The following is a 24,867-nucleotide window of genomic DNA, read 5'->3' as shown; positions in this document are numbered from 1 at the left end:
ATGGGCCTGCAACTGGGGTTTGCCGCGCTGCTGCTGTTGCTGATTGCGCTGGCGGGATCGACCTTTCGCATCCTGCGCGAATACGAGCGCGGGGTGGTGTTCCAGCTCGGGCGTTTCTGGCAGGTCAAAGGTCCCGGGCTGATCCTGTTGATTCCGGTGGTGCAGCAAATGGTCCGCGTCGACCTGCGCACCGTCGTGCTCGATGTACCGCCGCAGGACGTGATCACCCGCGACAACGTGTCGGTGAAGGTCAACGCGGTGCTGTACTTCCGCGTGCTCGACCCGCAGAAAGCGATCATCCAGGTCGAGGACTTCCTTGCGGCCACCAGCCAACTGGCGCAGACAACGCTGCGCGCGGTCCTGGGCAAGCACGAACTCGATGAGCTGCTGGCCGAACGCGAACGCTTGAACATCGATATCCAACAGGTGCTCGATGCCCAGACCGATGCCTGGGGCATCAAGGTCGCCAACGTCGAGATCAAGCACGTGGACCTCAACGAATCGATGGTCCGCGCCATCGCCAAACAGGCCGAGGCCGAACGGGAGCGCCGGGCCAAGGTGATCCACGCCGAGGGAGAATTGCAGGCCTCGGAAAAACTCATGCAGGCCGCCGAAATGCTCGGCCGCCAGCCCGGCGCGATGCAGTTGCGGTACATGCAGACTCTGAGTTCGATTGCCGGGGACAAGAGTTCGACCATTGTCTTCCCGTTGCCGATCGAATTGCTCAAGGGCATGGCGGACCTGTCATCGAAACCCTAGGCGTCGAGGGAAGGCTCATTCCCCCGACGTCCACCCTTGTTCCGCCGATGAATTACCAGTCGTAGCTCAGGCTCGAGACCACCGTGCGGCCATCGCCGTAGTAGCAATCCCACTCGCTTACGCAACTGGCGACGTATTCCTTGTCGGCGAGGTTTTTCACGTTCAGTGCGAGCTTCACGCCCTTGAGGCGGAAGGCCGACATGCCCAGGTCATACGTCAGGCTCGCGTCGTACACGGTGTAGGACGGAATCTGGAAGGCACCTTCGTAGTCGTCGCCATAGTTGCTGCGGGCATAACGCGCGCCCACCCCGGCGCCGATCCCGGCCAGCGGCGTGTCGCCCCGCACGAAGTAATTGACCCACAAGGCGGCGGTCAGCGGTGGATTGCCCGCCGGGTGGCGGCCTTTACGACCGTCGTTGTCCTTGGTGTACTTGATGTCGTTGCGCGACGCCGAAGCGATCACGTCCCAGGATTCGCTCAACTCTGCCTTGGCCTCGAACTCGATGCCCTTGGAGCGAATGGCACCGCTCTGGTTGTTGAAGCCAGGGTTGCCCAGGTCAGTGGTCAGGATGTTTTCCTGCTCCAGTTCATACGCGGAAATCTGCACAAAACTGTTCTGCCCCGGCGGCTGATACTTCACGCCGGCCTCGTACTGCTTGCCGGTGGAGGGATCGAACGCACTGCCCTGCACGTTGGTGCCTGTGAGTGGCAGGAACGACTCCGAATAGCTGACAAAAGGCGCCACCCCATTATCGAACAGATAGACGATCCCGGCACGGCCGGTGAATTTCTCGTCCTTGCTGCTGGTATGAGCGTCGGTGAGTGGCTGCTTGTTATCGGTTTTCGCCCAATCGTAACGACCGCCCAGCACGAAGACCCATTGATCGAGCTTGATCTGGTCCTGCGCGTACAAGCCGGTCTGGGTGATCGTGTTGTCCCAACGATAGTTATTGCCGAAATTCAGCGATTGGCCATAGACCGGCGTGAACAGGTCGATGATCGGTGGGTTGAAGTCGTACAGGCCGTCGAATTTCGAATTGAAGTGGTAGTAATCCACACCGACGATGGCCGTATGACTGAGCGGGCCGGTGTCGAATTCGGCCTGGGCGATGTTATCCACACCGAAGACCTTGTTGTCCTGTTGCCAGTCCACGCCGTAGCGGGTCTGGTAACGCTGGTCGTTCTGCCCGGTGATCGGGTTGGTGACAAAGCGGTAGCCATGCAGGGGCGCGGTGTAGTGGTCGTTGACCCGCGCATAACGTGCGTTCTGCTTCAGGGTCCAGACGTCATTCAGGCGATGGGAAAATTCGTAGCCGAAGGCGTACTGCTCGCGGTGGTAGTCATTGACACCCGGTTCACCGAGGAACAGGTCGCGGTCGATCTTGCCATTGGGGTTATCGAACAGCGTGCCGACGGCCGGAAGGCCTTGGGCTTCGGGCACCCCCTCGTCCTTCTGGTACTGGGCGAACAGGGTCAGGCTGGTGTCTTCACTGGGACGCCAGGTGAAACTCGGGGCAATGAACTGGCGCTTGTCTTTGACATAGTCGATTTCATCCTGGCTGTCGTTGGCCAACGCGGTCAGGCGGTAAAGGAACTTGCCTTCATCGTCGAGCGGGCCACCGAGGTCGATGGCGGCGCTCTTGTGATCGTAGCTGCCGGCCTCGAACTTGACCTGATGCAAGGCTTCTTCGGTCGGACGCTTGCTGACCAGATTGACGATCCCACCCGGCTGGTTCTGCCCGTACAGCACCGACGCCGGGCCCTTGAGCACTTCGATGCGCTCCAGCGAGTACGGCTCGATCTGTAGCGCGCCCCCGGTGCTGCCGCCGCCATAGGGCAGGTGCAAACCATCGAGGTACAGCGGCGTGGGCGAGAACCCGCGCGAGGTCGGCTCGTCGAAAATCTTCACCCGGTCGGAGAATCCGCCACCGGTGATGCCCGGCGTGTAGCGCAGGGCTTCGGTCACGCTTTGTGCGTTGCGCGAGCTGATTTCGGCGGCGGTGACGACGTTGATGGTCTGCGGGATTTCCACCAGCGCCGCATCGGTCTTGGTCCCGGTGGCACTGCGCTTGGCGACGATGCCGTCGACCGGGCCCCAGGCGTTTTCCCGGGCTTCGGGCGCACTGACGCGCGTCGCCCCCAATTGCAGCGGACCGCTTTGTGCGACCGGCTGCAACGACCATCCGCCCTGGGCATAGACGGCCTGCAATCCACTGCCCGCCAACACCCGTTCAAGCCCCTGGTTCACGTCGAAACGACCCTGGAGCCCGGCACTGCGCTTGCCTTCGGTGAGCTGCGCATCCACCGACAACAGAATGCCCGCCTCGCTGGCAAAACGATTCAGAACCTGATCGAGGTTGCCGGCGGCAATGCTGTACTGCCGCGCCTGACTCACGCTGGCCTCGTCGGCCAACGCCAGGTTCGGCAACAGCGGCGTGGTGGCCAGCAAGGTGGCGAATACACCACGGCGCAGGACGCCATTGAGCGGGAAAATCTTCTGTGTCGGACGATGTGGCATTCTGGAACTCCCCATGAGAATGCTTCTTGATTTGCTTTCAAGAGCTATCCCGAACGGGGCATGAAAACCGACAAGCGCTGCTGAAATTTTTTATAAGTTCAGACGCGGCGCTTCACCGTCACCCAGTAACGGGTCACGGACTCCACCTTCACCGGCAACGTGCGTTCGAGTGCAGCGAGCACTGCCTGGGTGTCGTCGAGGGGAAATACGCCGGTCAGCAACAGTTGCGAAGCCGCCTCATCGCAACGAATCCAACCTGGTCGATAACGCGCCAGCTCGGCAAGGAAGCGCCCCAGCGGCTGACGCTCGGCCACCAGTCGACCCTGGCTCCAACTGCTGGCGTTGACGTTCGCCGGTTGCATCGACCCCGCACCGCCCGCGTTGAACCACAGGCTGTGGCCGGCTTCCATGAGCACCGAGGCGCCCTGTCGGGGGCTGATCCGCAGCTGTCCTTCATAGAGTTCGACACGTGCGCCGTCATCCATTTCACGCACGGAAAACCGCGTGCCCAGCGCCTGGACATCGCCACTGGCGGTTTCCACGATCAACGGCCGGACCGGGTCGTGCCCGCTGGTGAGCAGCACCTCGCCCCTGATCAGTTTGATCCGGCGCTCCTGCGCGGTAAATCGCAGGTCGACCGCACTGTCGCTGTTGAGGTCCAGCCGCGTGCCATCGCTCAAGGTCATGTGGCGAATTTCACCGGTGGCGGTGCGATGCTCGGCGAAGGTGGCGCGCCAGGACACCTGGCTTTGCATTAGGTAACCACTGCCGCCCGCGACCAGCAACAAACCCAGCATCTTCAGCGCGGCGCGACGCTGTGGTTCGGGACTGTCCCGCAACACCGCCCGTGCGCACTCGGACGGCACCGAGCCGAAGGTCTGCTGCAGTTGCTGCAATCGCTGCCAGGCGCGTTGATGCTCTGGATGGGCCTGCTGCCACAACGCGAATGCCTGACGCTTCCCGGCGTCCAGATCACCGCCCCAGTGCAGCATCAGCCATTCGCTGGCCTGCTCGACGATTGCCGGATCGATGGGCGCATCGTGGGCGCGACTCATGATTCGTAGACCAGTTGATAACAGGCCAGGATCGCGCGCGTCATGTACTTCTGCACCGAGCTGACCGTCACTCCGAGCCGTTCGGCGATTTGCGCATAGCTCAAGCCTTCGAACTGCGAGAGCAAAAAGGCTTGGCGCACGTTGTCCGGCATGCGATCGAGCATCGCATCGATTTGCGTCAGGGTTTCAAGGATCAGCGCCCGGGTTTCCAGGGAGGGCGACTCCGGTTCCGCCAGGTGCGAGATGCTCTCCAGGTAGGCACGCTCGATGCGCAGGCGGCGCCACTGGTCGATCACCAGGTTGCGGGCGATCTGCGTCAGGTAGCTGCGGCTTTCCAGCGGACCGGGCATGCGCCCCGAAACCAGCAGGCGCACAAAGGTGTCCTGGGCCACGTCCGCCGCGTGCTCCCGGTCGCCCAGGCGCTTGCGCAGCCAGCCTTGCAGCCAGCCATGGTTCTCGCGGTAAAGACGATGAAGGGAGTCGTTGGCGCCAGTTGCTGCGTCCATGGGAGGTCTACGTGCGTGATTGATAGCAATTATCATTACACTTTACGCAGCTGCTGGCAAAACGATTCACAGCGATGGCGTTACCCGGCGATCAATTGCTCTCAGCGTTGCGCCGCCAACGGGTACACCGACTCCCATCCACCGCCCAGCGCCTTATACAGCCCGATCATCGCCAGCGACACCCCGGTCGAACTCTCGACCCATTGCTGCTGGGTCGCGAGCAAATCGGCCTGCACGGTGAGGACGTTGACGAAATCCACCACCCCTTCGACGTACTGCTGTTTCGCGGTTTGCAGGGCGATCTGGTTCTGGCGCACCGCTTCGGCGAGGCTGTCGCGGCGCAATTGGCTGGCGTTGTACGCCGTCAGTTGATCGTCGATTTCATGCCAGGCCTGCAGCACGGTTTGCTGGTAAGCAATCGCGGCCTCCTGCTGCTGGGCCTCGCGCAGATCGAGAACGCCGCGCAGGCGGCCGCCGTCGAACAACGGCAAGCTCAGTTGCGGGCCGATGCTGAAGGCCCGCGATCCCCAGGAGCCGAAATCGCTCAGTTGCATCGCTTGTGAGCCGATATTGCCCGACAGGGTAATGCGCGGATAGAAATCGCCCTTGGCCACGCCGATGTTCGCCGTGGTGGCATGCAGTCGAGCTTCGGCCTGGCGAATGTCCGGCCGGCGCTCAGCCAATTGCGACGGCAAGCCGATGGCGACCTGGCGCGGGGTCTGCGGGATCGGCGCATCAGCCGACAACTCGGCCTGCAGTGCCTGCGGCGGCTCGCCCATCAACAGGCTCAGGGCGTTGATCAATTGCGCCTGGCGCTGCTCCAGCGCCGGCAGGCGCGACTCGATGGCCGCCACCTGCGCGGCGGCTTCAGCGACGTCCAGGTCGGTGGCAACACCCTCCGCCAGGCGCAACCGTGACAGCTTCAGGCTGTGGCGCGCAACGTCGAGGTTCTGCTCGGTGACGGCCCGGGTGCTTTGCACGCCACGCAGCTGAATGTAGTCCTGGGCTGTTTCGGCCTGCACCGACAACAACACGCCGCGCTGGTCGTTTTCCGCGATCTCCAGCGTCGCGTCGGCGGCTTCGGTTTCCCGGCGCACGCGGCCCCAGAAGTCCAGTTCCCAAGAGGCCGAGAAGCCTGCGTCCCACAGGTTGAAGGCCGAGTTGCCCTGGTGCCCTGACGGGTCGCTCAGGCCTTCGCCGCTGTTGCGTTTGCGGCCGTAACCGGCCGTGGCGGCGGTGTTGGGGTAGCGCTCGGCCGTGATCACCTGGCGCACCGCACGGCTTTGCTGCAAGCGGCTGCTGGCACGTTTGAGGTCGAGGTTGTCGGTCAAAGCGCGCTGCATCAGGGCTGACAGTTTCGCGTCCCGGAACACCTCCCACCAGCGTTCGTCCATGGTCTGGGCGACGGCCTGGCTCTCGGCGGTGCTTGGCGGTTTTGACCACTCGGCGATCTGTTGCGGGTGCGGCTTCTGGAAGTCCGGGCCGACGGTGCAGGCGGTCAGGCTCATGACGAGCAAGGCACTCAAGGCGAGTGGGGGCCGACGCCATCGCGAGCAGGCAACAGAGGTCTTCATTGCTGAGCCACCTCTCGCTGGCCGGTATCGGCAGTATCGATACTGGCCTCCACCGACATGCCCACCCGCAGCCGATCCGCCAGGGGTTGACCCGGCTCGAGCACGATCTTCACCGGAATGCGCTGCACCACCTTGGTGAAGTTGCCGGTGGCGTTGTCCGGCTTGATCGAGGCGAAGGTCACCCCGGTGGCCGGTGCGATGCTCTCGACACGCCCGGTCAGCGCTTCACCGCCCAGGCTGTCCACGCGCACCTGCACGTCCTGCCCCGGTTGCACGTCGGTCAGTTGGGTTTCCTGAAAGTTGGCGACCACATACGCCTGGGCCAGCGGCACCACCGCCAGCAGCTTGCTGCCCGGCGTGACGTACGCGCCGACGCGCACCGCCCGCTCGCCGACCATGCCGTCCTGCGGCGCGACGATGCGGGTGTAGGACAGCTCGAAGCTGGCGATTTCCAGCGCCGCTTGCGCGCGCTTCAGGCCGCCGTCCGCCGCATCGCGCTGGGCCGTGAGAATCTCCACTTGCTTGCGTTCCGCCGCCAGCACGGCGGTCGCATTCGCCAGCCTGGCGGTGGCCTGTTCGATTCGCGTACGGGCTTGCTGAGCATTCTGTACCGTGCCCGCGCCCACGCCGGCCAGGTGGTCGTAGCGTTTCAATTCGTGCTCGGCGAACGCCATTTCCGCCTTGGCCGCGACCACCGAGGCTTGAGCCTGGGCGATCACCGACACCTGCCGCTCCAGGGTCGCCCGGGTGTTCTGCAACTGCGCCCGCGCCACCAGTGTTTCGGCGTCGGCCGCCTGGGCGGCGGCACGCAGGTCCCGGTCATCGATCAGTGCCAGTAATTGCCCGGCTTTGACCTGCTGGTTGTCCTCGACGTACACCTCCTTGATGAACCCGGCGACGCGCGGCACCACCAGGGTGTAATCGGCGGAGACAAAGGCATCGTTGGTGGTCTGCTGGGTGCGTTTGCCAAACAGCCCCGGCGCCAGCCAGTAGATCAGTACGCCAACCGCCACCGCGGCGGCGACCGCGATGGCCACTTTTTGCTTCGATTGAGTCGTCATAAAAACCTTCAGTTTCAAGAGAGCATTCAAGTCGGCGCGCGCGGTGGATACATCCGCGTCGGCAGCCAGAAAATCAGCAGGATCAGCACCAGGGCGACACCGGCCATGCACAGGTAGAGGTCCGAGGCGGTCAGCACCACGGCCTGCTCGTGCAGCCGATGGGCAAGGCCCGCGCTGTCGCCGTCGGCCAGCGGCGAATTGCCGAGGCGGTCCACCAACATGGTCGAATGAAAGTGCAGTCGCGAGGTGGTCAGCACCTCGATCACCCCGGTGGCGATCACCGACGCCAGGCCCTTTACGGTGTTGAACCAGGCCGAGGCGAACGGTCCCTGCATCGGCGTGATGCTGCCGGTGGAGAGCATCAAAAGAGGCAGCACCGCCATCGGTTGCCCGAAAATCTGCAGCAGTTGCAGCCCATAGAAATCGTCGCGAATCCACACCGACGTCAGCTGCGAACCGCCCAGACACGACAGCGCCAGCATGCTCAGGCCGATCCCCAGCACCCAGCGACAATCCACCCAACGCAGGTTGCACAGCGCCGCCACCAGCGGCAGCGCCACCAACTGCGGCAATGCTGCGATCAACATGATCGGCGCGGTCTGCACCGGGCGATAACCCTGGACCTGCGCCAGGTAGCTGGACGGCAGAATGATCACCGACGTCAGGATCACCAGCACCCCGGCCAGCGTCAGCAAGGCGAACGACAGGTTGCGGATGCCGAGCATCTGTATCTTGAAAAACGGAATCGGTTGCGACCACTCATTGATCAGGAACAGCACCAGCAACAGCAACCCGCCGCCGAGCAGAGCGCTGATCAGGCTCGATTCGAACCAGTCCAGCCGATTGCCCTGCAAAACGCCGATCACCAGCATGCAGATCGCCGGAAACCCCAGCAGCACGCCGCGCCAGTTGAACTGCTTGAAGCGCTCCAGGCGCACCGGATCCTGGGGCAAGCCGTAGGCCACCGCGACCATGGCGATCAGGCAGGGCGCGACGATCTGCCAGAACGTCCATTGCCACCCGACATGCTCGGTCCACAGGCCGGCCAGCGGCGTCCCGAGCCCGGGGCCGAACGTCGCCGTCAGGGCATAACCGGCCAGGCCATACAGCTTGACGTTGGCCGGCAGGAAACGCAGCGCCACGGTCATCAGCATCGGCGGCAACGCGCCGCCTGCCAGGCCTTGCAGGATGCGCATCAGCAGCAGGCATTCGTAGTTCGGGGCGAAGGGGCTGAGCACGCCGAGCAGCGTGAAGAGGCCGATGGCCCAGAGGGTGAAGCGGCGCAACGAAAACGTCACCGCACACCAGGGCGCAAACGCCATCGCAGCCACCGAGGTCGCGGTGTAACTGGCGACCAGCCAGGTGCCTTCGTCGTAGCCGATGGCCAGGGCGCCGCGTATGTCGGCGAGGGCGACCTTGGTCACCATCTCGTTGAGGCCTGACACCAGCACCGCCAGCAGCACGCCCACCAGGCCAATGATGATCCGAGGGCCAAATGGCGTGGCCACGGCGGCTGGCGCAGGCATAGGCGCGGCCAGGGACCCCGAGGCCGTCAGGGAGGTCATCGGTTCAAACTCCGGAAAAATAGGCGGGCAGTTTACGAACGCCAATCGCTGACGAAAACTGACTTATTGGCAATTTATAAGTGCGTCAGGCGCAATCATGGAATGACGTTACGCGCGCTGCCGGGCAGGCGGTCGCAGGCAAACGGTGAGGAAAAAACTAACATCGGCGGGTCAGGCGCAACACCATCCATAGGTATTAATGGCCATACTCCCCCTCAGGGCTGGGCAGCCTGCCAGGTTTCCCCGCAGCAGGCCTTCACCGTTTCACGCAGCCAGCGGTGCACCGGATCATTGTCGAATCGCGGATGCCAGGCTTGTGTCAGCACCAGGGTGGGCAGCGGCAGCGGCAAGGTGAAAGAACGCAGTTTCAGGCCGAGACGGCGTACGCTCGACAGCGTTTCCCTGGGCACCGGCAAAATCAGGTCGGAATCCGGCAGGGCAAACATCGCCGCATGGAAACTCGGCGCAATCACCGCCACCCGGCGTTCCAGCCCCAAGGCATTGAGCGCGGTATCGATCGGCCCACGAGCGATGCCCCGCCGAGACACACTGACGTGGGAAAAACCGGAAAACCGCTCGGCCGTGATCTCTTCGTCCAGCAACGGGTGGTCTTCGCGCACCAGCCCGACGAATTGCGTGGTGAACAGATTTTGCACCTTCACTTCCGGCATCAGCGGACGGTTGTTGCTGACGCTAAGGTCGATGCGCCCCTCGCGCAATGCCTCATCGTCGCTATCGCCTTCGGGAACGAAGCGCAGCTCGCAATGCGGTGCCTGGCGCTCCAGAGTGTCGAACAGCTTGCCGCCGTAGACGCCGACGAAGAAGTCGTTGGCCCGAATGCTGAAACGTCGCCGCAGACTTCCCAGCTCCAGTACCCGCGCCGAGTGAAACAGCTGTGCGGCTTGTTCGACCAGTTCACGCACCTGTTCGCGCAACTCCAGGGCCTTGGGCGTCGGCACCAGTCCACGCCCGGCCCGGACCAGAATCGGATCGCCAATGGCCTCGCGAATGCGCGTCAGCGTCCGGCTCATCGCCGCCGGGCTGAGGTGCATCCGCCGCGCGGCTCCCACCACGCTGCCCTCATCGAGCAGGGCGTCGAGGGCGACCAGAAGGTTCATGTCCGGGAGCTGCATGCTGAGCACTCGTGGCTGATGGGGCGTGACTCAGACGCAATGCTAGCAAACTTGACTGGAGCGATGCAGTGGCAGATCCGTCCCCTTCGCGGGCAAGCCCGCTCCCACCGATGATGTACCGCTCAAAAAACCACTGTGGAAGCGAGCCTGCTCGCGAAGAGTCCAGCCCGTATGCCATACATTACCGCTGCATCCCCCAGCGCTTGACCGTCACCCGCTCCAGGGTGTCGAACACCAGGTTCTCCACCAACAAGCCGATCAGAATCACCACCGCCAGCCCGGCGAACACCTTGTCGGTATAAAGCTCGTTGCGGTTCTGGAAGATGTACCAGCCCAACCCACCCTTGCCGCTGGTGGCGCCAAACACCAGCTCCGCCGCAATCAAGGTGCGCCAGGCAAACGCCCAGCCGATCTTCAGCCCGGCAAGGATCGACGGCAACGCCGCCGGAATCAGGATGAACAGCACAAAGCGCATGCCCTTGAGGCCGTAGTTGCGCCCGGCCATGCGCAAGGTTTCCGAGACCCCGAGAAACCCGGCGTAGGTATTGAGCGCCAAGGCCCACAGAACGGAATGCACCAGCACGAAAATCAGGCTGTTCTGCCCCAGCCCGAACCACAGCAGCGCCAGCGGCAACAGGGCAATCGCCGGCAACGGGTTGAACATCGACGTCAGCGTGCTCAGCAGGTCGCGGCCCAATTGGGTCGACACCGCCAGCGTGGTCAGGGCGAACGCAAGGACGATCCCGATCAGGTAACCCTTGACCAGCACCACCAGGGAAATCCACACCTTGCCCAGCAACTCGCCACTGACCAACCCGGCATACAGCGCCTGAGCGGTCTGCACGAAGCTGGGCAACAGCAGGTCATTGTTCTGATAACGGGCGATGGCTTCCCACACCAGCGCGAGCACAATCAGGATCAGGCCCTTGCGGATCCAGCCCTGTTGCCACAGGCGTTGGCCAAACGGCAGTTCACGCTCCAGCGACACATTGGTCAGCACCGGCAGGACGGTTTCGAATTCTTCACGCGGGGATGATAAATGGCTCATCGGGCCCTCCTCTCAACTGGCTCAATAAGCGATGCGGATATCGGCGAAATCCAGCTCACGCTCGGTTTCCGGTGACTGGCCCTCATCGAACAACAAGCGATGAATCCGTCGCGCCGATTCCTGAAACGCCACGCCGCCCAGGCTGTGCAAATCGTATTGATGGCTGTGGACCTCAGCCCGTACCCGCCCCGGATGCGGCGACAGCAGCAGGATGCGATTGCCCACCACCAGCGCCTCTTCGATGGAGTGCGTGACAAACAGCAACGTGAAGCGCACTTCTTCCCAGAGCAGCAGCAGTTCTTCCTGCATCTTGCGCCGGGTCAGCGCATCGAGGGCGGCGAAAGGCTCGTCCATGAGCAGGATTTTCGGTTGCATCGCCAACGCCCGGGCGATGGCCACGCGCGCCTTCATGCCGCCCGAAAGGGTGTGGGGATAGGCATCGGCAAACGCCGTCAGCCCGACCTTTTCCAGGTAGTGCAGCGCCCGCTCTTCGGCTTCTTTTCGCTTGAGGGTTTTCGACGCCAGCAACGGGAACATCACGTTCTGCTTGACGGTCTTCCAGGGGGGCAGTTGGTCGAACTCCTGGAACACCACGATCCGGTCCGGCCCCGGGGCCTCGACCCGCTGGCCTTGCAGGCGGATCTCGCCCTCGACGGGCTGGATGAATCCGGCGGCGGCCTTGAGCAAGGTCGACTTGCCGCAGCCGGAGGGACCCAGCAGGACAAAGCGGTCCGCCGGATCGATCTCGAAACTGACCTGATGGGTCGCCCGAACCACCCGCTGGGGCGTGCGGTATTCGAGGCTGACGTTATCCACCGACAACAGTGCCTGGGCGGTGGCGTTCGGTTTGCTGACCGTGTGGCCTGGCAATGGGGCGTTCATGTCGATCAGCTCCCTTGTAGCGGTTTGGCGTCCTGGAAGAAGTAATCCTTCCACGAGTCCGGTTTGTTTTTGATCGCGCCGACGCGGTAGAGGAATTCGGCGAGCGGGTAGGTATTTTTCGGCGTGACACTGAACTCGAACTGCGGGTTGTCGATGATTTTCAGCAGCGCGGCGCGGTCGATTTTCGCCTTGGTCACGCGGATGTACGTGTCGGCGGCAGCGCCTTTGTCGTTCTGGGCAAATTGCGCGGCTTCGGTCAGTGCCTCGACGAACGCCTTGTAGGTTTTCGGGTTCTCATTGCGGAATTTCTCCGTGGCGAACAGCACCGTCGGCGAGTTCGGGCCGAGCAGGTCATAGGTGTTCAGCACCACGTGCACGTCCGGGTTGGCCAGTGCCTGGTCCTGGAAGGGCGGATTGGAGAAATGCCCGGTCAACTCGGTGCCGCCGGCAATCAGCGCTGCCGTGGCATCGGGATGGGGTACGGCGAGGGTGTATTTGTCCAGGCGATTGAATTCCTTGTCGCCCCATTGTTTGGCCGCCGCGTATTGCAGGAAGCGCGACTGCACCGATACGCCCACCGCCGGCACGGCAATGCGGTCCTTCTCGGTGAAATCGGCGATGGTCTTGACCTTGGGATTGTTGCTCACCAGGTAGTAAGGGAAGTTGCCAAGTGAAGCGACAGCCTTGACGTTCTGCTTGCCGTGGGTGCGATCCCAGATGGTCAGGAGCGGCCCGACACCGGCGCCGGCGATGTCGATCGACCCCGAGAGCAACGCATCGTTGACCGCCGCCCCGCCGGAGAGCTGTGTCCAGTCGACCTTGATGTCGATGCCTTCCTGCTTGCCGTACTTCTCGATCAGGTTCTGATCGCGCACCACGTTGAGCAGCAGATAAACGATGCCGAACTGCTCGGCGATGCGGATTTCACCTTCGGCGTGGGCCACGGGCGGCGCCACCAGGCTGCCAGCGATCAGGCTCAAACCCAGGCCGATAGCCGCAGCCAGCGGCGCGAATGGAAGACGTTTGGACATGGTCGTACTCCAAGAAATCAGTAAGGCGCATCGCCCTGGATGGTGGTGCGATACAGCTTGCGGCGCAGGTGGCTCGGGCATCCGGTGGCCAGGTGGATCAACGAGCGGTTGTCCCAGAACACCAGGTCGTGGGGCTGCCATTGATGGCGGTAGATGTTTTGCGGCAACACGCTGTGGGCATAGAGTTCATCGAGCAATTGCTTGCTCTCGTCGTCCGGCAGACCGACGATCCGCGTAGTAAACCCCTCACTGACAAACAGCGCCTTGCGGCCGTTTTCCGGGTGTGTGCGTACGACCGGATGAATGACTTCGGCCACCTGGGCCAGTTGTTCCGGCGTCAGGGTCGGGCGCCAATTGCCTTCGAACTTGGTCTCGCTGTAGCGTGCCGTGTAGGAATGTGCCGCCGAACGCCCTTCGACGGCCTTGCGCAGCGCTTCAGGCAGGTCGTCCCAGGCTTTGTGCATGTCGGCGAACAGGGTATCGCCGCCTTCGGACGGCAGCTCCTGGGCATGCAGCATCGAGCCCAGGCTGGGCAGTTCCTTGTAGGAAAGGTCGGAATGCCAGAACTTGCCGGCGTCGCCAAGGCCGATGGACTGGCCGTTTTCGATGATGTTGGAGACGATCAGGATTTCCGGGTGCCCGGCCAGCAGGAATTGCTTGAGCACATGGATCTGCAACACGCCAAAACGGCGGCTGAAGTCGATCTGTTGTTCGGGAGTAATGCGCTGGTCGCGGAACACCACGACATGATGATCCAGGTGCGCGCGATGGATACGGGCGAAATCCTGGTCATTGATCGGCCGGGACAGGTCGAGGCCGATGATTTCGGCACCGACGACGCCGTCGAATGGGCGGATCTCGAAGGTTTGCGGTGCGATGTTTCGGGTTGCAGAGACGACAGACATAAAATCACTCCCACGCACGGCACGCTCAGGGCGCGCACGTCGATCAGAAACTCACGGATGTCCCGTGTTGGTTCGTGTCGTGCGGCGCGCCGATTGGTCGGCAGGTACGCAGGTGGTTGACTTTATAGGTATAAGAACGTGAATTTAAATACCGTTAGCGAATAATCATATGGCTTATTTCGCCTATGCTGCTGACAGGATGACGCTGCTCAACAGTTGAGGGACGCTCGATGTTCTACGTGCAACGCAATACAGACGGCCAATTGACGCGCGTGGAGGCCGAGGCGTACGCAGGGTCCACTGAGACCCTGCCGGCCGATCACCCTGACCTGCAGGAATGGTTCGCCAGCGAAGTCATGGCCACCAGCCACAAACAATTGCAGCAGATCAAACAGCTCAAGCAGTTGAAACAGAGTGACCTGGACATGATCCGGGTACTCGACGACCTGATTCAGGTACTGACCGATAAAGGCGTGATCCGCGTCACCGACCTGCCGGCCGCCGCCCAGGCCAAGCTCATGGACCGCTCCCAGGCGCGGGAAGCGCTGGGTGGGTTGAGTCACCTGGTGGATGACGACGATGAGGTCGGCTTGATTTAAAGCGTTATTGCCAGGGCCTGGGCTCACCCACCAACTGCCCCTGCACGCCAAAGATATCCATCTCGCGAATCACCGCCAGCTCCCCTTCGGTCTCGACCCGCTCGGCAATCAGCGGCAGGTCGATGCTGTGCGCCGCCCGCTGTATCGCCTCGATGAACAGACGCTTGTCGCTCTCCCGATCAATGGCGCGGATATACACGCCATCGATCTTCAGGTACGCCAGGCCCAGCCGCGCCAGGTTGCCGATCATGCTGAAACGGCCGCCAAAGTGTTGCAGCCCCAGCGAGAAACCGATCTCGCGCAGGCGTCGCATCAGGTCTTCCAGCTTCGCCTGCTCAGGCAGTTGTTCCTCGCCGATTTCCAGGACCAGCCGTGAGCCAAGGTTGGAGTGTGCGCGCAGAATATCCAGGACCTTGCCCAATGCCTGGGGATGGGTCAGCGTCGCCGAAGACAGGTTCAACGCCAGGGAGGCCTGATGGGCAGGCATTTGCTCGATCACCTGCTCCAGCATCAGGCGATCCAGGCGCGCGGCCCAGCCGAAACGCTCGAGCCACGGCAGGAAGCGGCCCGCAGGAATGGCCTGGCCCTGTTCGTCGATCAGTCGCGACAGCACCTTGTAATGCAGCACCAGCGCGGTGTCCTGGCTGGCGACCACCGGTTGGAAATACAGCTCGAACCGCCGCTGGTTCAGCGCCTGATCGAGCAAGCGGTGCCAGGCATGATGGTCATCGCCAAGGGTGGAGGGCGCGCTGTGATCCAGGCAGACCCACCGCGAATCGCCCTGGCCTTCGGCCTGGGCGAGTGCCTGATCGGCCAGGCCAAGCACCGCTTGCGGTGAGTCGCCAAACTTGAACGGCGCCAGACCGATGTACGCCACCGCCGCCACGTCGGTGGCACCCGTCGCATGCAGGCTGGTCAGGGCCAGGTCCAGGTGTTGCGCCAGTTGCAGCGCTTCGGCGTGCACCAGACCTGGCGCCAGCACGGCAAATTCCCCCCCACGGACCCGCGTCACCATATTCAGCGTCTCCGGGTACCTGGCACACTCGCGCAAGAGTTGCTGGCCGACAGCCTTGAGCAACTCGTCGGTGTGCTGGCCACCCAGGCGCTGGTTCAGCCCGGCCAGATCCTTGACCCGCAACAGCAGCAGGTAACCCGAACTCGCCAGCTCCGGGTTGCTCACTCGGGCATTCAGTTGCATCTCGAAATAGCGCCGGTTGGCCAACCCGGTCAACGCATCCTGATAGGACTCGTCGCGCAATTTTTCGCTGCGCTCGGCCTGCTCCTGAAACAACGCCTTGAGCTTCTCGACCATCTGGTTCATGGCCTGGACCACACGACGCAATTCCGGGGTGCGCGGCAGGTCGGGCAGGCTGAGGAATTCCCGACGGGCAATGGCGTGGGATTGCTGGACCATGTAGTCCAGCGGTTTCAGTTGCCGGCGCAGCAGCAAGGCACCCAGCGCCGCACTGACCGCGCCGCAGAGCAGCAGCCAGCCGAGGCTGCCCAGCGCGCTTTGCCACAGCTTGGCGATGGCGAACATCGGATGGCTGACCACCTCGACCCGCGCCGCCTGCTCCCAGCCACGACTGACGATCGCGTCGCCGCCTGCCGGTTCGAGGCCGATCAGCTTCACGAACCAGTCCGGCACATTGCTCACCGCCGGGCTGCCGCTGCGCTCCACCAGCGTCTGGTCATTCGACAGGTCGACAACGCGGATGCTCGCGTAATAGCCGCTGTCGAAAATCGAGCTGACCAATAGCTCGACCATCGCCGGATCGTCGATGTTCGGGGTCAACGACAGCGCCAGTGCCGTCGCCGCGTCCTGTGCATGGGAGCGCAACTGGTTGACGTACTGGGTGCGTGAACTTTCCAGGCTGACCATGAAGCTGCCGGTAAAGGCGACCACCAGGAACAGACAGATTGCGATCAACAGCTGTTTGAACAAAGACATCTGAGCGCGTGCTCCTAATTAGTCGGCTCGACCGGAAAACCTTCGGCCTGCATTTTCTTCAGAACATCCTGCCAGCGGGACAAGCGTTTGGTGTCGCTGACTCTCGTATTGCCCTTGGCACCCGGCAACCACACCCCCTCGGCATTGAAAGCGTAGACGGGCAGCAGGTCCGTTCGTTGGCTGGCAGGTTTGATGGCGTCGATCAGGCTGTCGAGCACCAACGGCACGGCATCGGGGCTGGCGTAGTACGTCAGCACCATGTGCGCGCGGTTCAGGGTCAAGGCCTTGACGTAGGTGATGCGCAGCTTGTCGCTGGGAACGCCGAGGTGGCGCAGGCTGAAATATTTTGCGATGGCATAGTCTTCACAATCCCCGGCGCCCTTCCACAAGGCCTCGATCGGCGTTTCCCAGTAATCGACCGTGTGCCACAGGTCGATGTCCTCTTCGTAACGCATCTGCCGGTTGAAGAACAGGTTGACCACCTTGAGCTTATCCTGCTCGCTGACCTGCTTCTGGGTGGCCAACAGCTGCTGCCAGGCGTCAATTCGTTGCTGACCCGCGCCCAAAGGTCCGTACAATGCCTGCGCCTTGCGGCTGATCAGGGAAAAATCCCAGTCGGCATGCAAGCCACCCGACAGGAAACCGGCCAGCAGCAACGCGCCGCATAGCCAGCGTAATGTCCGGGGGGTCGCGAAACATACCGCCAATGCGAGGCATCCATGTAGGCAGGTGGAATCGATTGATGGTGAAGGTTAGCCGGTTAAAAGACAATGGCACGATGAGATCGCCAAGAGCGCGCTAAGCTTCTTGTACACGTTGTTTAACTTGCACGTTTGACAACCTGCGGGGCAGTCACTAGTGTCAGTTTGGATCCAATTTCTCAGTCATCAGGGTGCGTTGTAGTGACACAAAAACCCAACCCTCTCAACAGCATCAGGGTCAACGGGCCGATTCCCGCCTACGTGGCCCGTTCCGTCATCGAGAAAACCTTGCGCGCTGCCATCCTCGACGGTCGTATCCCGTGTGGCACAGCACTTCGCCAGCAGGACCTGGCTGATCTGTTCGGCGTCAGCCGCATGCCGGTGCGAGAAGCGCTGCGCCAGCTGGAAGCCCAAGGGCTGCTCAATGTCATCGCCCACAAAGGCGCGGTTGTCGCGCCACTGGTTCAAGGGGATGCAGCCGAAACCTATGCGCTGCGTATCCTGCTGGAGTCCGAAGCCCTGCGCCTGTCGATTCCGCTGCTGACTACCGAGGACTTCGAGCAGGCGGCCCACTATATCGACGAGCTGGAAACAGAGCACAACTACACCGAGATCGGCCGGCTCAACCGCCTGTTTCACATGACGCTCTACAGCAAGGCGCCCAATCATCGATTATTGAAACTAATCGAAGAAGGCCTGAACGAAGAAGAACGCTTCCTGCGTTTCAACCTGGAAGCCATGGGCCTGGGCAAACTGTCCCAGGACGATCACCGGGCGTTGCTGCACGCGGCACATGACCGAGATATCGAGCGCACGGTCAAGTTGCTCGGACACCACCTCAATCGCGGCGTCGATGTCATCACCCGCTACCTCGAAAATCCAACGACGCAAAGTAGAAAAGCCTAGAAACAAATCGTACGACAGACTGTTCGAGCAGGTATCGCCTGCCCGCAGGTGCCTGTTGCGATGGCACTCGCCCTTATTTTCCCTTGAGTTCAATCCCTGCGCTGACGGTAGGACACGTCGGCGATAGCGGCTGCCTTGATTTACGCTCACTCTTGGACTGCCAACCAAATACAAAGGGGCGAAGCGACGCGTGAGCGGCGCCGTCCCCCCCATCAAGAACCTACGGAAGGAGTCTTGTCACGGGAAAAGGAAGCCTTGGCATCCCGGCCATCTTCCCCCCTCAAAAACCTGACCAAATATCGTCCTTAGAAAGTTGCTCGAGTGAGGCATTCACTCTTTATTTCAATTTCGACTTATATAAGCCGGAAGGAGCAACTACGCCCGAATAAAACTTATTCACCAAGTTTTAGTGCAACTTTTCGCGCCCCAAAAAGTTGAACTTAAAAATAATAAGAAACTACTTGCCCGACACTAATCCGTGTATTAGTTTTTCTCCGCCACCCATCAGTATTGGTTGCAATGCGCCCAGTCAGTGCCCTGCACGCCACTGACACCGTAAGGCGTTTGCTGTTCTCGTTCGCCAGCCAAAAACTTGCAGCAACTGTTACTTAGTGATTCCACTTCATTCAAAACATTGACGAATAGGCTCGCCATGAAATCGATTAAAGAACGTCTTGCTCAGAAAAAGACAGAGTTGAGTTCGCACCCTATCTTCTCTGAAATACATTCTCTTTCGGTACTTCAACGTTTCATGGAGTCCCATGTTTTTGCCGTATGGGACTTCATGTCTCTGACCAAACGCCTGCAACAGGAACTGACCTGCGTTCAGTTGCCCTGGCTGCCACCGAAGGATCCACACGCTGCGCGGCTGATCAACGAGATAGTGCTCGGCGAAGAGTCCGATGATCGGCCGGCCCAAGGCCATTACAGTCATTTCGAGTTGTACCTCGACGCCATGCGTGAAGTGGGCGCCAGCACGGCCGCCATCGAGCGTTTCGTGGCACTGCAACAGGAGGGCGTGAGCTACGACGTGGCGTTACGAAGCGTGGACATCGAGCCGGCTGCAGCACAATTCGTGCGCCACACGTTGCACACAGCCCTGCACGCGCCAGGCCACAGCGTAGCGGCGGCATTCCTGCACGGTCGCGAGAGCGTCATCCCGCAGATGTTCCAGCGCATTCTTGACGACTGGGGCATCGGCATCGACCAGGCGCCAACCTTTCGCTATTACCTGGAGCGGCATATCGAGGTCGACTCCGAAGACCACGGCCCGGCAGCGGAAAAACTCCTGGCGCGGCTGGTCGATGGCGACCCGCAACGGGAAGAAGACGTGTATGCCAGCGCCCTTGCCGCCGTGGAAAGCCGCATTGCCCTGTGGGACGGCCTGCGCCTGAGCATGGGCGAACCGATGGCGGAGGTGAACGCATGAACGCCGCCGACTATCAATCCTTCGCCGATGCCTGGGAAAGCCGCGCAACCATCCGTACCCGCCCGCGTCGCATGCTGGAGAACGACGACAAACTGATCTACCCGCTCAGCCGTCAGCCATTGGTGCTCAGTGAGACCTTTGTGCGCGAATGCCCGGAGCAACGGGATTTCGCACTGGTGCAGACGCTCTACAAGTTCATCAACGATGTGGTGATTTTCGAAACCGAGATCGTCGACAAAACCGCCCGCAGCATCGCCAAGAATCGCTTTGCCGTTCCGTTCCCGTTTGCCTGTCGCTACGACGCCATGACCGTGGTGGTCGACGAGGATTACCACGCCTTGGTGGCGATGGACTTCTTGCAGCAGACCATCGCCTTGACGGGCATCACTCCCATCGAACTGCCCAATGAAATCGAGCTGAGCCGGGCGATTCCGGCGGCGATCGCGCTGGCGCCGGAGCCTCTGCGCGCGGCCGTGGAGCTGATCTGCGTGGCCATCGCCGAGAACACCGTGACCGGTGATGTCGCAGCGTTCGCCAAGGACGACAGCGTCAAGCAATCGATCAAGGGACTGATGGCCGATCACTTGCTCGACGAGGGCCGACACTCCGGCTTCTGGGCCCGCTTGGTGCGCATTTACTGGCACACCGCGAGTGAGGAAGACCGGCAGTGCATCGCACGGATCCTGCCGGTGTTCATCGGCCATTACCTGACCAACGACATCCAGAAATCCTTCGACTTCCGCCTGATCGACGCCTTGCGGATCAGCGAGACCGCGCGTCAGGCGCTCAAGCACGAAGTCTCCGGCCTGGCCTTCCCGATCAACCGCCATCACCCGCTGGTCGCCAACATCGTGCGCTTTTTCCACAACAGTTCATTGCTCGATGCGCCGTGCGTTCAAGCCGCCTTGAGCGACTACCTGGTTTAACGAGGAGCACATCATGAGACGTCTCGACATTTTGCTCATTGGCCGCAGCCTGGCGTTGACCGAGGTAGCGCTGGAGCTCGAACAACACGGCCATTCACTGACATGTCTGAAGGACCCCGGCCTGCGACCGGCAGGCAATTTCGATCTGCTGATCGACGACGCCAGCCTGGCGCTTGAACTGCCGGGCCTTACACCGCGCCTGACACTACGCCTGGGACTCGGAGTGGTAGGCGCCTCCGGGCTTCCGCCCCTGGACCTGCTTTGCCTGCTGGGCTCAACGCAGCTGACGCGCCTGCCGGTGGCCGACGAGCCCTCCGGCAACGGCCAGGCACTGCGCCGGCGAGCCATGGCGCAAATAGTGGACCATGTCGCATTGCTGGTCAGTCGCTTCTCCCGGGATGCAGACTATTTTTTGCGCGCCGAACCGGCGGACCCGGTGCATTTCGAGCACGTGCAAAGCCTGTTGTTTCTGGAGCGCCTCGCCTACGTCCATCGGCTCAACGCAACCGCCGACGAGCGCTTGCAGCAACTCGCACAGATCCCGATGATCGAGCGTCTGGAGCAGCGGTTGATCCAGTCCGCCAGCAGGCCGGCACTCTGCATCGCCGGCACATCCCTGAGCTATGGCGAATTGCATGCGCGCAGCCGCGCCATTGCCCAGCGACTGCAGCCATTGCTCGAGGCGCACGACCAGCCCTGGGTGGTCGGCATCTGCCTGTCCAAATGCAGCGCATTGTACGCAGGGATCCTGGCGATTCTCGGCTGCGGCGCGGTGTACCTGCCGTTGGAGCCGAGCCATCCCGTGCAGCGTCAGCAGTACATTCTGTCGGACGCCGGCGCCGTGCTGTTGTTGCATGACGGTCAGCACCCGCTCGCAGACCGGATGCCCAACCTGGACATCTGCGCGCTCGACCTCGAACACGTGGACCTCGACCAGCCGCTGATGTGTCGCCGCCCCGCTCTCGAGGCGCCGTGCATGGCGCTCTACACCTCGGGCACTACCGGCCAGCCCAAGGGCGTGCTGCTCAGTCAGGCGAATCTGGCGCACTTCACGGCGTGGTACGCCGACTATGTGCAACTGACCGAACACAGCTGCGCGTTGCAGTTCTCGTCGCTGAGTTTCGACTCTTCGCTGATCGACATCTTCCCGACCCTGCTGCAAGGCGCCAGGCTGGTCGTGCCCAGCGACGACCAGCGGCGTGACCCTCTGCAACTGGTGGAGCTGATCCGTCATCAACAGCTCAGCCATGGGTTTTTGCCTCCGGCCCTGCTAAGCATTCTGCCCCTGGAGCAACTGCAGTGCCTGGCACACGTGATGACCGGTGGTGATGTCTGCGAGCCCTGGGTCATCGAACAGCTCACCCGGCAGGGCAACCTCTACAACCTCTACGGTCCGACCGAAGCCACGGTACTGATCACCGCCCGACGACTGCGCGCTGGCGACAGCAATCGCTCGCTCGGTGCGCCGATCGCCAATAGCCAGGTGCTGATTCTCGACGAGGACCTGCAACCAGTGGCCGAACAGACCGTTGGTGAGCTGTACATCGTCGGGCCGGGCGTATGCCTGGGATACCTCAACAATACGCAGCAGACCGCCGAACGCTACCTGCAACTGGACCTGCCGGGCGGGCAGACCCTGCGCGCCTATCGCACTGGTGACATGGCGAAGTGGACGGACGCCGGCATCGAGTTGTGCGGGCGCCGGGACAATCAGGTGAAAATTCGCGGATTCCGGGTCGAGCCCGAAGAGATCGAACGCTGCCTGCGCGACAGCCAACTGTACCGCCAGGTCGCGGTGGTCATCGACAGTCAGCGGCGGATCCTGGCGTTCCTCGCCCAGCCTCAGGAAACCCGGCCCGGGGCTGCCCGCGACGCGTTGAAAAACCATGCCAGCCAGCGACTGCCGGACTACATGCAGCCCTGCGCCTGGACCGAGCTGACCGGCATGCCGTTCGCCAGCAACGGCAAGGTTGACCGCAAGGCACTGCTGGAAATACCGGTGAGCCTCAGCGATAACCCGTCGCTGCGCTTGCCGGCCAGCGCGGATGAAGCCGTGCTGCTGGAGATTTGGGCCGAATTGCTGGAGCTTCCCGCCCGTGACATCTCCACCGACGAAAGCTTCTTCAATCTGGGCGGCCACTCGATCCTCCTGTCACGCATGCTGTTGAAGCTGCGGGAAACCTTCGGCCGCAGCATTTCGATCAACCGCTTCATCGAACTGCCGACCATCGCAAAACTGGCAACGCTGGTGCGCGGCTCCGGCACCGAAGAGGTATTGAGCGAACAGGCGCTTGGCGACGCCTTTCGCGATCTCTCAGTGCAGCCGTTGCCAGACAGCCGCATGGGCGATGTGCACAAGGTGATCGTGACCGGTGCCAACAGTTTTGTCGGCGTGCACATCGTCCAAGCCCTGCTGGCCTGGGGCGCAAGTGAAGTGGCTTGTCTGGTGCGCGAAGGCGGCGGACGGACGGCATCGGAGCGTTTCACTCAGGCCTTGCGGGAAAACCGCCTGGAGCACCTTGACCTGAGTCGGGTGCGGGTCTACCCGGCAGATATCACACGGCCCTCTCTGGGACTTGAGCCGCGCGTTTACGAGCGGCTGGATCGCGAGTTCGGTGCCCTGGTGCACAACGCGGCGAACGTCAATCACGTGCTGGATTACAGCTCGCTGGTGCGGGATAACGTCGAGCCGATCTTCGAGTGCCTGCGCCTGTGCGAAGGGCGCAGTAAAAAGATCTTCAATTTTGTCTCGACACTGTCGGCCTCCAGCAGCCTTTCCGCCGATGGCCGGGTACTCGAAATGCCTGCCGCGCAAACCCCGCCGATTTACATCAAGAACGGTTACAACCTGTCGAAATGGGTCGGCGAGCGGATCCTCGAGCGCGCACGCGAGCGCGGCGTTCTGGTCAATGTCTATCGTCCCGGCAATATCAGCTTCAACAGCCTCACCGGCGTTTGCCAACCGCATAAAAATCGCTTGATGCTGATGCTCAAGGGCTCGATCCAGCTAGGTCAGGTGCCGGAGTTCGCCTTGAATTTCGACCTGATGCCCGTGGATTTTCTCGCCCGTTTCATCGCCTTTCATGCCAGCCGCTATTGCGCGGAAAAAGCGGTGTTCAACCTGCATAACCCCGAACCGCTGAGTTGGGACGATTACGTCGCGTCGTTTCGCGAAGCCGGCCGGGAATTCTCCATGGTCAGCGTCGCCGACTGGCAGCAGCAATTGGGCCGGGTCGACAGCGATAACGCGTTGTTCGGCGTGCTCGGCTTCTACCTGAACGGCTTCGAAGAGGATATCGGCGACATCTCCATGATCGGCCACGACAACGCCCAGGCCGGTGTGCGGCTGATGGGCACTCATTACCCGGAAAAATCCCCAGCGCTGCTGCGCCGTGGCTGCGACTACCTCAAAGAAATCAATTTCATCTGATTCATCCAAGCGGAGCGAAACCATGAAAACCCTGCAACCCGATACCCTGATCCAGAACCCTCAAGGCTGCCACGTCGTGTCGTCAATGGAGATCCCGGCAAACGCTGCCTCAGTCTGGGCGCTGGTCGGTAACTTTGCCGGCTTCGATCAATTCATCCCGGCGCTATCGCACATTGAGATGACTGGCGAAGGCATTTCGTGCCTGCGCAAGAAGTTCTTCAAGGATGGCAACCTGGTCGTCGAACAGCTCAACTCGCGGGATGACCAGGAGCATTACATGACCTGGACCACGATCTACAACACCTTGGGCGTGGCCAGGCTGTGGGCGGCGATGACGGTTGAAACGCTGGAGGGAGAACAGTCCCGGGCGACCTGGACCATCATCGCCGAGCCGGAGCAGGGCGGCGCCGAGGCTCTACCGGGGTTCCAGGCCTTCGTACAGGGGTTTGCCGATGATGCGATGAACAATGTGTTGAAACGGTTTGCGTAGCCCGTGACTTCGGCGGCACTTCATACCGCCATTTTTTCAGACCCGTAAAAGACAAAACCCCTGTTTGCGTTAGCAAACAGGGGTTTTGGAATTCAATCTTGACGATGACCTACTCTCACATGGGGAAACCCCACACTACCATCGGCGATGCATCGTTTCACTGCTGAGTTCGGGATGGGATCAGGTGGTTCCAATGCTCTATGGTCGTCAAGAAATTCTGTGACCGGTCCGTTACGAAGCAACGTGCCAGCGAAATTGAATGACTTCTACTAAAAACAAAACCCCTACCTGCATACGCAGATAGGGGTTTCGGAATTTAATCTTGACGATGACCTACTCTCACATGGGGAAACCCCACACTACCATCGGCGATGCATCGTTTCACTGCTGAGTTCGGG

20 protein-coding genes and 1 rRNA gene are annotated in these 24,867 nt (G+C 61.7%); 7 read left to right on the top strand and 14 right to left on the bottom strand.

All coding sequences use genetic code 11. The features are described 5' to 3' along the window. The gene (locus IB249_RS19740) at positions 1–759 is read left to right on the top strand and encodes a slipin family protein (RefSeq protein WP_207195643.1); all 759 of its coding nucleotides are present in this window, start codon (positions 1–3) and stop codon (positions 757–759) included. 52 nt (positions 760–811) lie between these two features. Here IB249_RS19740 and IB249_RS19735 read toward each other — a convergent pair whose 3' ends face one another. The 11 genes from IB249_RS19735 to IB249_RS19685 all read right to left on the bottom strand — a co-directional run bounded on the left by IB249_RS19735 (position 812) and on the right by IB249_RS19685 (position 14,037). Further along, positions 812–3,277 carry a TonB-dependent siderophore receptor gene (locus IB249_RS19735; RefSeq protein ID WP_192307398.1) on the bottom strand — a complete coding sequence of 822 codons (2,466 nt, stop codon included), beginning with the start codon at positions 3,275–3,277 and terminating at the stop codon, positions 812–814. A gap of 98 nt (positions 3,278–3,375) precedes the next feature. Continuing rightward, positions 3,376–4,332, bottom strand: a complete 957-nt coding sequence (locus IB249_RS19730) for a FecR domain-containing protein (protein ID WP_192307397.1) — start codon at positions 4,330–4,332, stop codon at positions 3,376–3,378. Beyond that, a complete protein-coding gene (locus IB249_RS19725) occupies positions 4,329–4,838 on the bottom strand; it encodes a sigma-70 family RNA polymerase sigma factor (RefSeq protein ID WP_192307396.1) in 510 nt (169 codons plus the stop codon). The genes IB249_RS19730 and IB249_RS19725 overlap by 4 nt, the downstream gene beginning before the upstream one ends. Positions 4,839–4,939: 101 nt before the next feature. Further along, on the bottom strand, positions 4,940–6,412 hold the full coding sequence (locus IB249_RS19720) for an efflux transporter outer membrane subunit (RefSeq protein WP_192307395.1): 1,473 nt from the start codon (positions 6,410–6,412) through the stop codon (positions 4,940–4,942). Then, positions 6,409–7,473, bottom strand: a complete 1,065-nt coding sequence (locus tag IB249_RS19715; RefSeq protein WP_192307394.1) for an HlyD family secretion protein — start codon at positions 7,471–7,473, stop codon at positions 6,409–6,411. Before IB249_RS19715 ends, IB249_RS19720 begins: the two co-directional genes overlap by 4 nt. A gap of 26 nt (positions 7,474–7,499) precedes the next feature. After that, on the bottom strand, positions 7,500–9,038 hold the full coding sequence (locus IB249_RS19710) for an MFS transporter (protein ID WP_192307393.1): 1,539 nt from the start codon (positions 9,036–9,038) through the stop codon (positions 7,500–7,502). 215 nt (positions 9,039–9,253) lie between these two features. After that, positions 9,254–10,171 (bottom strand): LysR family transcriptional regulator, encoded by a 918-nt coding sequence (locus IB249_RS19705; protein WP_192307392.1) that lies wholly within the window; start codon positions 10,169–10,171, stop codon positions 9,254–9,256. A 181-nt stretch (positions 10,172–10,352) separates the two neighbouring features. Further along, positions 10,353–11,219, bottom strand: a complete 867-nt coding sequence (locus IB249_RS19700; protein ID WP_192307391.1) for an ABC transporter permease — start codon at positions 11,217–11,219, stop codon at positions 10,353–10,355. Positions 11,220–11,240: 21 nt separating this feature from the next. Further along, positions 11,241–12,101 (bottom strand): ABC transporter ATP-binding protein, encoded by an 861-nt coding sequence (locus IB249_RS19695; protein WP_192307390.1) that lies wholly within the window; start codon positions 12,099–12,101, stop codon positions 11,241–11,243. A gap of 5 nt (positions 12,102–12,106) precedes the next feature. Then, entirely contained in the window at positions 12,107–13,132 is a 1,026-nt protein-coding gene (locus tag IB249_RS19690; protein WP_192307389.1) for an ABC transporter substrate-binding protein, read from the bottom strand. A gap of 17 nt (positions 13,133–13,149) precedes the next feature. Beyond that, positions 13,150–14,037 carry a TauD/TfdA dioxygenase family protein gene (locus tag IB249_RS19685; RefSeq protein WP_192307388.1) on the bottom strand — a complete coding sequence of 296 codons (888 nt, stop codon included), beginning with the start codon at positions 14,035–14,037 and terminating at the stop codon, positions 13,150–13,152. A 230-nt stretch (positions 14,038–14,267) separates the two neighbouring features. Between IB249_RS19685 and IB249_RS19680 the strand changes: the two genes are divergently transcribed. Continuing rightward, the gene (locus IB249_RS19680; RefSeq protein WP_192307387.1) at positions 14,268–14,636 is read left to right on the top strand and encodes a tryptophan synthase subunit beta; all 369 of its coding nucleotides are present in this window, start codon (positions 14,268–14,270) and stop codon (positions 14,634–14,636) included. 4 nt (positions 14,637–14,640) lie between these two features. On the opposite strand, the gene lapD is transcribed toward IB249_RS19680, so the two are convergent. Together lapD and lapG are read right to left on the bottom strand one after the other, a co-directional pair. Then, positions 14,641–16,587 carry a cyclic di-GMP receptor LapD gene (gene lapD / locus IB249_RS19675; RefSeq protein ID WP_192307386.1) on the bottom strand — a complete coding sequence of 649 codons (1,947 nt, stop codon included), beginning with the start codon at positions 16,585–16,587 and terminating at the stop codon, positions 14,641–14,643. Positions 16,588–16,601: 14 nt separating this feature from the next. Continuing rightward, on the bottom strand, positions 16,602–17,294 hold the full coding sequence (gene lapG, locus IB249_RS19670) for a cysteine protease LapG (protein WP_192307385.1): 693 nt from the start codon (positions 17,292–17,294) through the stop codon (positions 16,602–16,604). A 195-nt stretch (positions 17,295–17,489) separates the two neighbouring features. On the opposite strand from lapG, the gene IB249_RS19665 reads away from it, so the two are divergent. The 5 genes from IB249_RS19665 (at position 17,490) to IB249_RS19645 (ending at position 24,469) form a co-directional block, all read left to right on the top strand. Continuing rightward, positions 17,490–18,194 (top strand): GntR family transcriptional regulator, encoded by a 705-nt coding sequence (locus tag IB249_RS19665; protein ID WP_192307384.1) that lies wholly within the window; start codon positions 17,490–17,492, stop codon positions 18,192–18,194. Between the two features lie 652 nt (positions 18,195–18,846). Further along, on the top strand, positions 18,847–19,623 hold the full coding sequence (locus tag IB249_RS19660) for a DUF3050 domain-containing protein (RefSeq protein ID WP_192307383.1): 777 nt from the start codon (positions 18,847–18,849) through the stop codon (positions 19,621–19,623). Further along, positions 19,620–20,549, top strand: a complete 930-nt coding sequence (locus IB249_RS19655; protein WP_192307382.1) for a diiron oxygenase — start codon at positions 19,620–19,622, stop codon at positions 20,547–20,549. The genes IB249_RS19660 and IB249_RS19655 overlap by 4 nt, the downstream gene beginning before the upstream one ends. Positions 20,550–20,562: 13 nt before the next feature. Next, positions 20,563–23,979 (top strand): amino acid adenylation domain-containing protein, encoded by a 3,417-nt coding sequence (locus tag IB249_RS19650; protein WP_192307381.1) that lies wholly within the window; start codon positions 20,563–20,565, stop codon positions 23,977–23,979. Positions 23,980–24,001: 22 nt separating this feature from the next. Beyond that, complete coding sequence (locus IB249_RS19645; protein WP_192307380.1) at positions 24,002–24,469, top strand: SRPBCC family protein; 468 nt, start codon at positions 24,002–24,004, stop codon at positions 24,467–24,469. 96 nt (positions 24,470–24,565) lie between these two features. On the opposite strand, the gene rrf is transcribed toward IB249_RS19645, so the two are convergent. Next, positions 24,566–24,681, bottom strand: a 5S ribosomal RNA gene (rrf, locus tag IB249_RS19640). Positions 24,682–24,867 lie beyond the last annotated feature (186 nt).

Source organism: Pseudomonas sp. PDM04, assembly GCF_014851765.1.
Lineage (GTDB): Bacteria > Pseudomonadota > Gammaproteobacteria > Pseudomonadales > Pseudomonadaceae > Aquipseudomonas.
This window is presented reverse-complemented; position numbering and strand designations above follow the sequence as displayed.

Bases quoted from the DNA above. Each gene is read 5' to 3' on its own strand.
- IB249_RS19730 (WP_192307397.1), bottom strand. From the start codon at position 4,332: ATGAGTCGCGCCCACGATGCGCCCATCGATCCGGCAATCGTCGAGCAG.
- IB249_RS19700 (WP_192307391.1), bottom strand. From the start codon at position 11,219: ATGAGCCATTTATCATCCCCGCGTGAAGAATTCGAAACCGTCCTGCCG.
- IB249_RS19720 (WP_192307395.1), bottom strand. From the start codon at position 6,412: ATGAAGACCTCTGTTGCCTGCTCGCGATGGCGTCGGCCCCCACTCGCC.
- IB249_RS19685 (WP_192307388.1), bottom strand. From the start codon at position 14,037: ATGTCTGTCGTCTCTGCAACCCGAAACATCGCACCGCAAACCTTCGAG.
- IB249_RS19695 (WP_192307390.1), bottom strand. From the start codon at position 12,101: ATGAACGCCCCATTGCCAGGCCACACGGTCAGCAAACCGAACGCCACC.
- IB249_RS19725 (WP_192307396.1), bottom strand. From the start codon at position 4,838: ATGGACGCAGCAACTGGCGCCAACGACTCCCTTCATCGTCTTTACCGC.
- IB249_RS19680 (WP_192307387.1), top strand. From the start codon at position 14,268: ATGTTCTACGTGCAACGCAATACAGACGGCCAATTGACGCGCGTGGAG.
- lapD (WP_192307386.1), bottom strand. From the start codon at position 16,587: ATGTCTTTGTTCAAACAGCTGTTGATCGCAATCTGTCTGTTCCTGGTG.
- IB249_RS19715 (WP_192307394.1), bottom strand. From the start codon at position 7,473: ATGACGACTCAATCGAAGCAAAAAGTGGCCATCGCGGTCGCCGCCGCG.
- IB249_RS19650 (WP_192307381.1), top strand. From the start codon at position 20,563: ATGAGACGTCTCGACATTTTGCTCATTGGCCGCAGCCTGGCGTTGACC.
- IB249_RS19660 (WP_192307383.1), top strand. From the start codon at position 18,847: ATGAAATCGATTAAAGAACGTCTTGCTCAGAAAAAGACAGAGTTGAGT.
- IB249_RS19645 (WP_192307380.1), top strand. From the start codon at position 24,002: ATGAAAACCCTGCAACCCGATACCCTGATCCAGAACCCTCAAGGCTGC.
- IB249_RS19690 (WP_192307389.1), bottom strand. From the start codon at position 13,132: ATGTCCAAACGTCTTCCATTCGCGCCGCTGGCTGCGGCTATCGGCCTG.
- IB249_RS19735 (WP_192307398.1), bottom strand. From the start codon at position 3,277: ATGCCACATCGTCCGACACAGAAGATTTTCCCGCTCAATGGCGTCCTG.
- IB249_RS19705 (WP_192307392.1), bottom strand. From the start codon at position 10,171: ATGCAGCTCCCGGACATGAACCTTCTGGTCGCCCTCGACGCCCTGCTC.
- IB249_RS19710 (WP_192307393.1), bottom strand. From the start codon at position 9,038: ATGACCTCCCTGACGGCCTCGGGGTCCCTGGCCGCGCCTATGCCTGCG.
- IB249_RS19740 (WP_207195643.1), top strand. From the start codon at position 1: ATGGGCCTGCAACTGGGGTTTGCCGCGCTGCTGCTGTTGCTGATTGCG.
- IB249_RS19655 (WP_192307382.1), top strand. From the start codon at position 19,620: ATGAACGCCGCCGACTATCAATCCTTCGCCGATGCCTGGGAAAGCCGC.